The organism is Blautia coccoides (assembly GCF_034355335.1).
GTDB classification, from domain to species: Bacteria; Bacillota; Clostridia; order Lachnospirales; family Lachnospiraceae; genus Blautia; species Blautia producta.
This window is the reverse complement of record NZ_CP136422.1, coordinates 5,045,367-5,058,114: the sequence shown is the minus strand read 5'-3', so window position 1 is coordinate 5,058,114 and position 12,748 is coordinate 5,045,367. Positions and strand designations below refer to the sequence as shown.

At 44.8% G+C, this 12,748-nt stretch carries 15 protein-coding genes and 1 pseudogene; 15 read left to right on the top strand and 1 reads right to left on the bottom strand.

What is annotated here, in order from left to right; genetic code table 11:
- Positions 1-14: 14 nt before the first annotated feature.
- Positions 15-1,760, bottom strand: a complete 1,746-nt coding sequence (locus BLCOC_RS22755) for an FUSC family protein (protein WP_115623441.1) — start codon at positions 1,758-1,760, stop codon at positions 15-17.
- A gap of 184 nt (positions 1,761-1,944) precedes the next feature.
- Here BLCOC_RS22755 and BLCOC_RS22750 point away from each other — a divergent pair, with 184 nt between their 5' ends.
- The 15 genes and pseudogenes from BLCOC_RS22750 (at position 1,945) to BLCOC_RS22680 (ending at position 12,729) form a co-directional block, all read left to right on the top strand.
- Positions 1,945-2,391 carry a MarR family winged helix-turn-helix transcriptional regulator gene (locus tag BLCOC_RS22750; protein ID WP_018592926.1) on the top strand — a complete coding sequence of 149 codons (447 nt, stop codon included), beginning with the start codon at positions 1,945-1,947 and terminating at the stop codon, positions 2,389-2,391.
- A 109-nt stretch (positions 2,392-2,500) separates the two neighbouring features.
- On the top strand, positions 2,501-2,992 hold the full coding sequence (locus BLCOC_RS22745) for a helix-turn-helix domain-containing protein (RefSeq protein ID WP_029467865.1): 492 nt from the start codon (positions 2,501-2,503) through the stop codon (positions 2,990-2,992).
- Between the two features lie 146 nt (positions 2,993-3,138).
- A complete protein-coding gene (locus BLCOC_RS22740) occupies positions 3,139-3,645 on the top strand; it encodes an RNA polymerase sigma factor (RefSeq protein ID WP_115623440.1) in 507 nt (168 codons plus the stop codon).
- Entirely contained in the window at positions 3,638-4,306 is a 669-nt protein-coding gene (lepB, locus tag BLCOC_RS22735; RefSeq protein ID WP_029467866.1) for a signal peptidase I, read from the top strand. Before BLCOC_RS22740 ends, lepB begins: the two co-directional genes overlap by 8 nt.
- A 9-nt stretch (positions 4,307-4,315) precedes the next feature.
- Positions 4,316-5,140: an ATP-binding cassette domain-containing protein gene (locus tag BLCOC_RS22730; protein ID WP_115623439.1), complete on the top strand. Its 825-nt coding sequence runs from the start codon at positions 4,316-4,318 to the stop codon at positions 5,138-5,140.
- Positions 5,127-5,855 carry a hypothetical protein gene (locus tag BLCOC_RS22725; protein ID WP_115623438.1) on the top strand — a complete coding sequence of 243 codons (729 nt, stop codon included), beginning with the start codon at positions 5,127-5,129 and terminating at the stop codon, positions 5,853-5,855. Before BLCOC_RS22730 ends, BLCOC_RS22725 begins: the two co-directional genes overlap by 14 nt.
- A 21-nt stretch (positions 5,856-5,876) precedes the next feature.
- A complete protein-coding gene (locus tag BLCOC_RS22720; RefSeq protein WP_115623437.1) occupies positions 5,877-6,461 on the top strand; it encodes a DUF3795 domain-containing protein in 585 nt (194 codons plus the stop codon).
- A 170-nt stretch (positions 6,462-6,631) separates the two neighbouring features.
- Complete coding sequence (locus BLCOC_RS22715; RefSeq protein WP_115623436.1) at positions 6,632-7,063, top strand: GNAT family N-acetyltransferase; 432 nt, start codon at positions 6,632-6,634, stop codon at positions 7,061-7,063.
- Positions 7,064-7,089: 26 nt separating this feature from the next.
- Positions 7,090-7,521, top strand: a complete 432-nt coding sequence (locus tag BLCOC_RS22710) for a hypothetical protein (protein WP_044953401.1) — start codon at positions 7,090-7,092, stop codon at positions 7,519-7,521.
- Positions 7,518-8,258: pseudogene (azlC, locus tag BLCOC_RS22705) on the top strand (azaleucine resistance protein AzlC). Before BLCOC_RS22710 ends, azlC begins: the two are co-directional and overlap by 4 nt.
- Positions 8,255-8,581: a branched-chain amino acid transporter permease gene (locus BLCOC_RS22700; protein ID WP_018592912.1), complete on the top strand. Its 327-nt coding sequence runs from the start codon at positions 8,255-8,257 to the stop codon at positions 8,579-8,581. The pseudogene azlC and the gene BLCOC_RS22700 overlap by 4 nt, the downstream one beginning before the upstream one ends.
- 355 nt (positions 8,582-8,936) lie before the next feature.
- On the top strand, positions 8,937-9,833 hold the full coding sequence (locus BLCOC_RS22695; protein ID WP_115623435.1) for a hypothetical protein: 897 nt from the start codon (positions 8,937-8,939) through the stop codon (positions 9,831-9,833).
- A gap of 16 nt (positions 9,834-9,849) precedes the next feature.
- Positions 9,850-10,545, top strand: a complete 696-nt coding sequence (locus BLCOC_RS22690) for a polyphosphate polymerase domain-containing protein (protein WP_115623434.1) — start codon at positions 9,850-9,852, stop codon at positions 10,543-10,545.
- Between the two features lie 52 nt (positions 10,546-10,597).
- Positions 10,598-11,275 carry a DUF4956 domain-containing protein gene (locus tag BLCOC_RS22685; protein WP_018592909.1) on the top strand — a complete coding sequence of 226 codons (678 nt, stop codon included), beginning with the start codon at positions 10,598-10,600 and terminating at the stop codon, positions 11,273-11,275.
- Between the two features lie 5 nt (positions 11,276-11,280).
- Positions 11,281-12,729, top strand: coding sequence for a CotH kinase family protein (locus tag BLCOC_RS22680; protein ID WP_115623433.1), 1,449 nt, complete (start codon positions 11,281-11,283; stop codon positions 12,727-12,729).
- Positions 12,730-12,748: the final 19 nt, after the last annotated feature.

Below are 12,748 nucleotides of genomic sequence, written 5' to 3'. Positions count from 1 at the left end.
GGGAAAAGGCAGCACTAACTCAGGTGTCCGCCTTCAAATACAGGGGCATTGGCCCGTCCCGCGATCAGCTTTCTGTGGGCTTTGCGTATCTTTTCCTGATACGTGATCAAAAGCCCGGGAAATTCTTCCCATTGTTCCAGATCCGCGTTTTGGGACAGCTTTTCTTCCAACAGGTATGCCTGGATGACCAGATGGTAATACAACTGGGAATCCATGGAATCAGAGAGACAAATTTTGTCAAGAAGCTCTGTGACGGATTTGTATTTTTTCCAGAGCTGTCTTGTTGCTTTGGCGCGGTTGTAAGGAAAAAGAATGCAGTTTGCTATGTATCCCGCAGCGGCGCCCACAAAAATATAGCCAAGTCTGACCAGGAACATGCCGCCTACTGCCTGAAAACCAAAACTGCCCATAAAGACAGCGCCTCCAAGTGCGCCTATGGTTGAACAGGCAAAGGTTTCCCTGTAATCTGTAAAATAAAACGACAGATATCCGGAAAGCATCATGGCGGCTGTACGGCCTGTGGGGGACGGAACCAGAGAGTAGATCACTACAGATAATATACCACCGGTTATAGTTGCGAGAATACGTTTTTTCATCTTGGCGGGTACATCGTCTGCGTAGGGCAGGGAGACAGAGGCCAGGGTGAACAGCAGCCATTTGCCATGAGGAAGACCGAGGTATTGGACCAGCAGGGTAGCACAGGACAGGAGCAACGCCGTTCGTAAGGCATAGACAGCTCTCACAGGGCTTAGATCAAGAGCTGCCTGAAGGCGTACCTTTAAGGAGAGAGCGGTTTTCCTGTAATGTGTTTTATTTTGAGGGTCAGACATGTGCAGAAGTCTGTCCTGTGTATACAGCAGAGTGTTGTAAAACAGATGAGCTGTCTTACCATGCTTTTCGTCAGGAAGATCAGAAGAGGAGAGAGGCGGAAGTTCTTTTGTCTCCCTCTGGAGAAAGGCGCGGAAGGATGCAAGCCGGTCCAAAGTATACAGAAGAAGGGCAGTATCATGGTGGGACAGTTGTTCCGGCAGTTCATGGACAAGGATCAGCAGATGTTCCAGTCCGCGTCCTGCGGCTACCATGGAGAAGCTGGCATCGGAGATACACAGCACCTTTTTTCTCCGCTCATATACCGTTCTCCCCAGGCGGCAGAGCTTGCGGCGTATATCTGTCAGGTCCGGTTTTTCTTCTGTCTTTCCAAGCCGGTATGAAATGAGAAGGCAAATATCATCCAGCATTTCTGTCAGCACATCCCTGGCAGTCTCCACAACTCGTTTTCTCCCCATGATCCACTGGTACAGCATAATGGACACAGCGCCTACTGCCATGCCGAGCATTCTTTTGGGGAGCTGCTGGGCATTTACAGGAGAAATAAATACCAGGAATAAATAGGATAAAATATAAGGAAAATATATATGATTGGAATATTCATATGTATAGGCATACAAAATCAGCAATAATGTGATAAAATTAATGACAAAGGACAGGGGAGCGGGTAATGTACTGACCCAGTATGCGGCAAGTGCCATCCACACAAGTACCAGCGTCTGAACCATAAGATGGCGAAAGGGCGTAGCAGTCAGGTCCCGTACCATGGAGGCTGACATCATGATGGTAAAGATGACGCCGACAATGGAGTTTTCAGGGCCAAAAATGATTTGAAAGATATTTACGTAGAAAATGATAAAAATAAAACTCAGTGTGCTGAAACGGAAGTTATCTTTTATCACATCCGGTATGTTCCACTTGCTTTTTTGCATAGATATCTGCATCTCCTTTTTTGATTCTTTTAACAAAGCGGTTCAAATGAACAGATTGGCTTGACTAAAAATATATCTGTTATATAATAGCTTCAAGACTGTAAAGCAAATATGATAGTCATATTTTATTTACTAATTTATTAAAATAACACCTTTCAATATATTTGTCAACGGGGGAAGAAGGATGAAGACTGAAAAAATATCGGAACAATTTGTACAGAATTTACTGCTTGTAATGCCTAACTGGCACTCAAAACTGATCAAGCCTTTTAAAGATACGCTGAACCGGGAGATGAGCCTGGAGACCTACTATTGTCTGGAGACTGTGAAGATGTGCGGGGCTATTACTATGACAAAGCTGGCACAGGAACTTAAGGTTCCAAAGCAGCAGGTGACCAAACTGATCGATAAGCTCAGTGAACATCAGTTTGTAGAGCGGGTGGGAAATGAGCAGGACAGAAGATCTGTCTGGATCAGGCTTACGCCGAAGGCATCTGCATATCTGGATGAGTATTATCTTAAAAACAGGGTCTTTATACATATGCTGGAGGAGCAGCTCACAGAGGAGGAGCTGCAGAAGCTGAACAAAGCGGCACAAGTGCTGAATGAGATACTTCCCAAGCTGAAGTAGAGGGATTTCCCCTAAATGCACCTGCCGGCTGCCTGATTATACAGCAGGGTTGCTGGAGTGCAACCGTCCTGTTTGGTATAGTTGGGGAAAGAAAAGGAGGTAACACAAAATGGATGTATCAGAAAAAATACTGCAGTTAAGAAAGGCAAATGGTTTTACTCAGGAGGAGCTGGCAGAAAAGCTCAATGTCTCCAGACAGTCGGTTTCAAAATGGGAGTCGGGTCAGTCTGTACCGGAATTGGAAAAACTTGTGGCTCTCAGCGAAATCTTTCAGGTAAGCACTGACCATCTGCTGAAGCCATCAGAATTGGATCAGTTATCCATAAAGACAGAGATGCTGGAAAAGCAGCAGCAGGAACTTGCAGCGGAGAACAGGAAAAGAAGAGAAAAACAATTCTGTATCTGGAGCTGTGTCGGCATTTATCTCATAGCGGCTGCCTTGATCGTACTTCTCAGGAGCATTTCCTTTGAGAATAACTTTCTGTGGAATATCTTTCCGGGCTTTACGCTGCCGTTCATTGTACTGGCAGCAGCCACAGCCGGCGCCATTATAGTTTGTCTGCGTCATAGAAACAGGCATGACTCAGAGGCATATAAGTAACAGACAGCTCCATTTTAACAGGCAGGTTCTGCGATTCATACTGAATTGGCAAAACCTGCTTTTTATATATGGATTTTTAAGAACAAAGAAAACGTCTGTAACTATTTTATAAGTACAGGTACTAATTTATAGAGGGGAGTGAGAAAATGCAGGAATTTCAGGAACTATATGAAAAATACAGCCAGTACGTCTATCACTTTATGCTGAAGCTCACTAATTCCAATCCGGATCTTGCAGATGAGCTGACCCAGGAGACTTTTTTTCAAGTCTATCTCTCTCTTCCAAAATATAAAGGAGATTCCAGCATACTCACGTGGATCTGTGGCATTGCAAAAAATGTCTGCCGCAGGCATTACAAAAAGAATCCCATCACAGTAGAGTTTGAAAAAATAGAATTTGAATTTTTAAGGGATGGGGAATTTATCACCATGGAGGAGAAAGCGGAACAGAAGGACATGTTCCTGCGCATTGTACAGGAAATCATGAAATTGAAGGAAAAGTACAGAGATGTGCTGATCTACCGACTTTTTTTGGATATGTCGTTTCATGAGATAGCAGAGATAATGGGGATAAAAGAAAACTCAGCTAAGGTGATTTATCACCGTGGGAAAAACATGATTCGGGGGAGAATGGAGGAATATAAGAATGAGTGAGAAAGGTTTCTGTCCTGCAGTGAGGGATCTGCTGCCGCTCTATGAAGACGGGGCTTTGAGTCAGGAAACAGAGGAATGGATCTCCATGCATTTGAGGGAATGCGCGGAGTGCAGGAAATATTATGAGGATATGAAGGCGGAGGACACCAAGTGCGGGGAGCAGGCAGATGAGAGGGTGCGTTACCGGAAAATAGCAAAGCGGATCCATCACAGGCGCATAGGAGCTGTTTGTCTTGTTATTTTCTTATGTGTGCTCATTTTTGTGACTGCTTCAAGCATGTTCCAGAGAGCTGTTGTGTCAGGTGATTGTATGGCTCCTACGATCAGGGATCAGGAGCACTACATACTGAATAAGTGGGCATATAAGGCGGAGGTTCCCCGCCGCAGAGATATACTTGTATATGAGAGAGACGGCATTTATTATATCACCAGAGTGGCAGGGCTGCCGGGAGAGTGTGTGGAAGTAAAGCGGGGAAAGGTGTACATAGACGGCAGTTTATACGAGGAATGCGGGACATACCCGGAGAGCTTTTTTGTGGAACAGACAGAACTGGGCAGTGATGAATATTTTGTACTGGAGGATAATCTGAAAGCGGCAGATGACAAAGAGCATATCGTAAAGAAACGTGACATTAAGGGAAAAGTCATGGTCACACATTGAGAGGTGCAGATGAAAGAGATCATAAAATTAGAAAAGATTACAAAGGAGTATAATCATAAATTAATACTGGATCAGGTTGGCCTGTCTATATATGAAGGGCAGTCCATGGTGTTTACAGGACATAACGGGAGCGGTAAGAGTACCCTGCTAAAAATAATCTCCGGGCTGGTTAAGCCTTCCAGCGGGAAGGTGGTTTACAGAGATAAACTGCTGTTCCATTATGTGCCGGAACGTTTTCCGAAAATGAATCTCACTCCATGGCAGTATCTGAAACGAATGGGTCAGATGGATGGGATTCCGCCCAAAATCCTGGCAAAAAGATGTGAAAAACTGTTCTCGGATTTTTTCCTTGCAGACATGGTCAATATACCTATGAAGGATTTGTCAAAAGGCACCCTTCAGAAAATCGGCGTAATACAGGCTCTGCTGAGGACACCACAAGTTCTGCTGCTGGACGAGCCGCTGTCTGGACAGGATATGGACTCCCAGATGGTTTTTATAGAAAAAATGAATGAACTGAGAAAAGAAAAAGTGACACTTCTCATGTCCTGCCATGAAAAATATCTGATCAAGAGCATTTCAGACACAGTAATGGCAGTGGGAGATGGACAAGTGAAACAAGTTGACATAACTACAGAGCTTTACAGCAAAGAATACATCCTGTGGTTTGAAAAACAGGAAAATGCTTCTCTGCCGGAACAATACCGGGCATGTATTCAGCCCATGGGAGAAGGCTGCAGGGCAAGGATTCAGGAAAATGAGAGCAGCCGGATGATACTGGAGATGATCCGGCATGGGTGGAAATTAAGGGGGATGAGTGATGCGGGAGTTTAACGGATCAGTGAGATATCAGATACAGCAGTATTTCAGCACAAGCAGGTTAGTGATGCCGTTGGCTGTCCTGTTGGTTTTATTGTACAGTATTTATTCTTCCAAGCCGGTGGGTGTGATCGATAGCCTGACGGTGTCCAGCGTTTTTATATTTCTGGTGATGGTGTGGATCGGAGCCACTGCCTGTGATATGGAAAACGCCGTATCTGAACAGATCCTGATACTGAGGATGCAAAGCGCAGTGAAATATTACATCAGCCATACAGTATTTCTGTTCCTGATGGGAATGATGGTCAGTTTGATTGGAATTCTCTTTCCGGTCATAATGGATCTCTGCAGCCAGGGGCAGCTTTTTGATAGGCCGCTTCGTATTGCTGACCTGCTCTGGGGGTTCTTCATCATGTCTTTGAGTGGATTTTCAGGCAGCTCTCTGGGAGAAATTTCACATCCCAGGATAAACAGGAGTAGAAAGACAGCGGTCATATTTACTTTCCTGCTGGCAGTGACAGCAGTGACAAAGGCAGCCATACTGGAAATGATTCCTGTACTGGCTGTTATTTTATGGGTGATTCCTCCAATATCAGATGTGACGGCTTTATTCGCGGGTGAGACCTATTTTTCTGCAGATAAATGCAGTACAGCGTTAATTATTCTTCTGATATCTGGTATGATTTGGACAGCAGTAAAAATCATGGGATTGAAGAAAAAGGGATTTTAGGCGCAGAAAAGGGAGGACAAGATGAAGGGATTTGAAAGAGAGGACAGGCTGTTTTCGCTCTGCGGGCTGAACTGCGGGTTGTGTCCCATGCAGATAGGCGGGTACTGTCCCGGGTGCGGAGGCGGCGAGGGGAATCAGTCCTGTGCCATTGCCAGATGCAGCTTAGAGCGTGACAGGGTGGAATACTGTTTTCAATGCGGGGACTATCCCTGCAGCAGATATGAGGGAGTGGACGAATACGACAGTTTTATTACACACCGCAATAGAAAAAAAGATATGCTCAAGGCACAAGAGGCGGGAAGTGCAGCCTATGTGAGAGAACAGGCAGAGAAAGCGGAGATTTTGAGATATCTTCTGGAGCACTACAATGACGGGAGAAAGAAAAATTTCTACTGTGTGGCAGTGAATCTTTTGGAGCTGGAGGATATCAGAAATGTTATGAGGCAGATCGCAGAACAGAAAAAGATGAGGAAAGAATCAGGGAAAGCAACAGAGGAACTGTCAGAAAAAGAGAGAGCTGCCTTCGCATCAGAGCTTTTTCGGGCTGCAGCCGCTGAGCGGGGAATAGAATTGAAATTAAAGAAAAAACCGGCCAAAAAGAAGTGAGAAGTTACAGAGACAGGCCGGCCGGAGATAGAAAGAAGCAGCAGACTATTGGCATTTTTCAGGGAATTTGGTAGAATAGGAGAAGTGTAACCATTCAGCAGATCCCGGCATTGTGCAAAGGGCAGGAATTCCGGTATGTTATAAACGGCAAAAGAGAAGGGAGAGCGTAAATGATTCGTTATGTTGAGTTAGAGGATACGGCAGACTGCCTGGCTTTGATGGAGCTTGTGAAGGAGGATTTTGCCGGCTATAAAGAGCAGGAGTTTACAGAGGCCCTGCACAGAGCAGCACAAAATAAGGAGGCGCTTCTGGATGAGGAGGAGGGTACGGCAGCGGGGCTTCTGCTGTTCTCACATGAGGAAAAGGAGCTTACTCTTTTGGCGGTACATCCCCAATACAGGAAGAGAAACATTGCAAAAAACCTTATCCGCACAATGAAATCCAGGTTTGAAAAGGGTGAAGATATCCATGTGATCACATTTCGGGAGGGGGACCCAAAGGGAATTGCGGCGAGAAAGTGTTACGCTTCCTGTGGATTTACAGAGGGTGAAGAACTGGTTGTTTTTGATTATCCCTGCCAAAAGCTTTTGTGCAGGATATAGAGATACAAAGGAAGGAGGCGGAGAGGATGAAGCACAGTTATATATTCGATTCCCTGTGCTGGAAGGCAGAGGGAACTTACTATGATGAAAATGGCAGCAGTTTTCCCCTCAGAGGCGAAGTGGAGATTATCCACACCGGGGAAAAATGGTCTTTGGACGGTTTTATGGAGGTGGAATACAGCATTCCGGTACGGTTTACTAATACTTATGAGATCAGTAGTTCGGAAAAAAGGCATACATTGAACTGGAAGTCCTATAATCCTGCACTGGGAGTTCTCAGAGGAAGTTTTGAGGTGATCGGTGACTGTATCATTTCCCATTATAAATCTGAGGATGGTATGTATTCCGGAACAGAGACGCTGTTTTACAAAGATGAGAAGCATTATTATAACGCGGGAGTATCCTTTTGCAATGGTAAGAAGATGTCCTCCTGGACAGCCGCTCTGAGTGCTGTATGAGGGGAAGGGAAGAGAACATGACAGGAAAGAAAAAGAGGATATTCAGAGCATTCCGTGCGGCATTTCCCTATACCATACCTATTTTTGCAGGGTTCTGGTTTGTAGGGCTGACGTATGGGATATATATGAATGTATCAGGGTTCAGCTTTTGGTATCCTATGCTTATGAGCCTGACGATCTTCGCAGGTTCCATAGAATTTGTGGTGGTCAATATGCTGCTGGGAGCCTTTAACCCCCTTCAGGCCTTGGTGATGACCCTGATGATAAATGCCCGGCATTTATTTTACGGCATTTCCATGCTGGATAAATACAGAAATAAAGGATGGAAAAAAGGATTTCTGATTTTTGGAATGTGCGATGAGAGCTTTACCATCAATTATACAGCAAAGATACCGGAGGATGTGGATGAGGGCTGGTTTATGTTTTTTGTGACACTGCTGAACTATCTCTACTGGTTTTCCGGAGCCACTCTCGGAGGGATATTCGGTTCTCTTCTGAAATTTAATACAGAAGGGCTTGACTTTGTCATGACAGCTATGTTTGTAGTTATCTTTATGGAGCAGTAGCTGAAAGAGAAGAATCATGTGAGTTCCCTGCTGGGGCTTGGCCTGTCTCTTCTCTGTCTGCTGGCCTTTGGCGCGGAGAATTTTATGATCCCTGCTATGCTGGCTGTGATCGGCGTGCTGACACTGCTTCGGAAACCTATTGAGAAAGAAAGCGGGGAGGTTTGTCAATGACTCTTACACAACAGATCATAACCATAGGAATGGTGGTGCTTGGAACTATGCTCACACGTTTTCTGCCCTTTCTGCTCTTTCCGGCCGGAAAACCAACTCCGAAATACATACAGTATCTTGGCAAGGTGCTGCCTGCGTCTGTCTTTGGACTTTTAGTCATCTATTGCCTTAAAAATGTCAGTGTTTTTACAGGCAGCCACGGGATACCGGAACTTTTGGCCATTATACTGGTCATTGCTCTGCACCTCTGGAAACGGCAGATGCTGTTGTCCATAGCGGGAGGCACTATATTTTATATGATTTTAGTACAGACGATTTTTTAACAGAAGGTATTGGCTCATCCATTCTGTTACACCCTATACTGTAGACAAAAAAGCTTCTCTTTGGGGAAGCTTTTTTGCTGCGCTGCCGGAGGGAGCCGTTTTTCAAAACCATGCAGTCGGAATAGGGCCTTAAAAATAAATTAATATTTGTTCATTATTCCTTATGCTATAATAAAATCATTAAACTGTTCAGTACCTTTACTGCTGTGGGCAAAAAAACATGCAAATCCGCTGAATAGTTACAAATTATCACAGAATGATACAAAGTAATATAGAAATCAAATAATACAGAAATCAAATAATACAGAAATCAAGTAATATAGAAATGAAATAATATGGTAAACAGGAGGTATTCATGGCAGAAGGAAGGAAAGCCGTGTTTTTATTATTACTCTGTTTGCTTGTCTGCTGCGCCGGGGGATGTCAAAGAGACAGAAAAAGTGCAGGAGAAAGCGTAAGCAAAGTGTGTAAGACCAGTATATTTTCCTGGGAAGAGGAATATTTGCTGCCGGATATGGAGGATGAGATAAAAAAGGCTGTGGAGACGCTGGAGTGTGGGGCTGTTTATCAACAGATACCGTCAGATACGGATATGGATGTGATAAAAGATTATCTGAAAAGGCGTAAGGAATCCGGCCAGGATGTCTATTATCTGGCAGGAGATTCCCGGTGGGCGATTCAGAAGGACGCAGAGGCAATGCTTCAGGCTGTTGAGACAGTGAAGAAATGGAATAAAGAAGTGAGCACGGAAGGGGGATTTTCCGGGATCGTATGGGATGTGGAGCCATATCTCCTGGAACGGTGGGACACCGATCCGGTTACAGTGATGGCACAGTTTGTGCAGAATGCTGCAAAAGCCTATGAGGCGGCAAAGGAGCAGAACCTTCTGGTAATCCTGTGTATCCCCAATTTTTACGACTCCATGGGCATGGAACAGTCATTGGAAAAACTGGTCCGGTCAGGCTGTGACGCTGTGGCTGTGATGAACTATGATAAAACGGATGAGGCGGGACAGATTTTTGAGGAGGCGGCTATTGCGGAGAAATACGGAAAGGGTATCATCCATATTACGGAAATGCAAAGGCCGGGCACCCATGAGCTGGAACCGAAAAATACCTATTACGAGGACGGCATTGAAGCAGTACAGAAAAGCTGGAACCATCTCAGGGAAGAAATTCCGAATAAAAATCTGGGATTTTCCTGGCATTACCTGAAACCGATATTGGAACTGCTGGATTCGGATACACGTTGAGAGAAGGGAGAAGATCATGAGAGAGGTACTGCGCCAGGAGAAAAAATATTTGATGTCCTATGAACAGTTCAGAAAATTGGACAATACTTTTGAGAAGGTCCTGCACCCGGACCCCCACAACGGGGTAATGGGATATGCTGTCCGGAGCCTGTATTTTGACACACTGCAGGAAAGGGATTTTTATGAGAAGGAAGACGGGCTGGAGATCCGAAGAAAGATCCGCCTGAGAACCTATGATCCCGCTTCTGATTTTGCTATGTTGGAGATGAAGCAGAAACAGGGGGATAATCAGAAAAAAAGGTCCCTGCGCGTATCAAGGGAGGATGCCATAGAGCTGTCTCAGGGCAGATACGGATGTCTGCTGGGATATGAGGACCCTTTTGCGAAGGAATGCTATGGACTTATGACCATGATGCTCTACCGTCCAAAATCCATTGTGGAGTACCAGAGGAAAGCCTATATAGCAAGTGAGAATAAGACACGGATCACTTTTGATTTTGATATCAAAGCAACGGAGAGTGATTTCCGCATTTTTGCACCGGATTTAAATCAGAATCCTGTGATGGATAAATATCTGGTGGTGATGGAAGTGAAATACAGCGGTTTTATGTTGAGCTATATTAAGAAGATGGTTAGTCTGGAGGGGAAAAGCCCCCTCTCCGTGAGCAAATACAGTCTGTCAAGAAGCGCAAGCCTTCACTTTTTATTTTAAGCTATTATTTAGTTTACAACTGCCGGACTGAAGGAAGAGAGGAAAAACGAAAATGAAAAATTATATTTATTCCATGTTTGAGGAGACAGGTTCCCTGAATACAGAGCAGATCATTTTGAACATACTGGTGGCGGTTATTCTGGGCGGTGTTATTTATCTGTCCTATTATTTCACCCATGCAGGGGGAGTGTATTCAAAAAAATTTAATGTTTCCCTTATCACGCTAACAACTCTGACCGCGACTGTCATGACGGTCATTGGAAATAACATAGCGCTGTCCCTTGGTATGGTAGGTGCGCTCTCCATTGTAAGATTCAGGACGGCCATCAAGGATTCACGGGATACCACTTATATTTTCTGGACCATCATTGTGGGAATCTGCTGTGGAGTGGGTGATTATGTGGTGGCCTGTGTGGGAAGCGGAGTTGTCTTTCTTGTTCTGCTGGTGCTCGGCAGAGTAAAAAATGACAACAGGATTCTTCTCATCATACGGGGAGCCAGGAATATGGAGCGCCGGATCGAGGCCATTGTCTTTGACTATTTTGAGGCAAAAGCCATGCTTCGGGTCAAGAATACCAGCCGGGAATCCATTGAACTTATATACGAGATGCCCAGAAAGACATATCTGATATCCAATAAAAAAGAAAAGAGCATTGCGGAAATGCTGTACGAACTGGAATCTATTGAATACGTCAACATTGTAACTCAGAATGATGAGATCAGCGGGTAACGAAAATGAAAAGTAAATGGGTATACGTGGGAGCAGTCCTGCTGTCACTGCTTGCCGTGCTGGGAACAGCGAAGTTCATTGAGCCGGAGAATGTGAGGGTGCAGCAGCATCTGTCTTACAACACGGAGGTGAAGGATACGAATCTGTCCATTGAGCCATCCTCCTTTTCCTCCCATCTTCCGGTTGTCAGCATTGAGACAGAGGGGCAGACCATACCGGGCAGACCGGAGACGGGCCAGAAGGTAAGCCAGGTGAAAAATACCTTTATCCGGGCAGAGATGAAGATCATTGAAAATCAAGGGGAGCTGAACACACTGAAAGACACTCCCCAGATAGAGTCAGACATACAGATACGTGTCAGGGGAAATTCCTCCAGACGGTTTGATAAGGCCGGATATCTGTTCAAGTTTATTGATGAGGACGGCATAGATCAGGGATATGAGGTCATGGGAATGGAAAAAGACAGCACCTGGGTGCTGCATGGTCCTTTTCTTGATAAGACACTTATGCGGAATTATATGTGGTACAATCTCTCAGGACAGATCATGGAGTGGGCACCGGATGTACGCTTCTGTGAGGTGTTTCTAAACGGCGGATACCAGGGTGTATATGTGATGGAGGAGCAGATCAGCGTTGGAGAGGGCAGAATAGAGGTGACGGAGTATGACGGAAAGTCTAATATGTCCAGCTATATTGTCTGCGTGGACAGAGAGAGTGTCAATGACGTGGATTATCTTGACAACTTCACGGAGTATACAAGGCGCATGACAAGTAAGGTGGAGGTCAAATATCCCGGAGCAAAAAAACTGACACCGGAAATAACGGATCACATCAGCCGGGATTTTTCCAAATTTGAGAAGTCCCTATACTCCTATGACTATAAATCAAAGCGCTATGGCTATGGGGATTTTATAGATATAGATAATTTTGTGGATTATTATATTATCAATGAGGTGACGCAGAATACAGATGCAGGTATTTACTCAACATACTTTTATAAGGACATAACGGGAAAACTGAAGATGTCGGTCTGGGATTTTAATAACTGCTGTGATAACTATATGGAATACCAGCAGTCCATGGCAGGTTTCTTCATGCAGAACAGAACCTGGTTTTTTATGCTCTCCAAGGATGAGAAGTTTACCGGGAAGGTGATCGACCGGTACAGGCAGCTCAGAAAAGGGATACTCAGTGATGACAATGTAAAGACATACATGGCAGAGGTGCAGGAATATCTGGGGTGTGCCATAGACCGGAATTTTCAGGTATGGGGATATACATTTGAAGCGCAGAATGACTTGCTGCAGGGCGAGGGGCGCCAGATCGGTTCCTATGAAGAGGCTGTGGAACAGTATGAAAAACGTCTTGTGAGCCGCATGGGCTGGCTGGATAAGCATATAGATGCCCTGTATTCTTACAGCCATGAGTCTGTGAACAAAAAATTTAATGATTAATTATCGTAAATGATAGCCT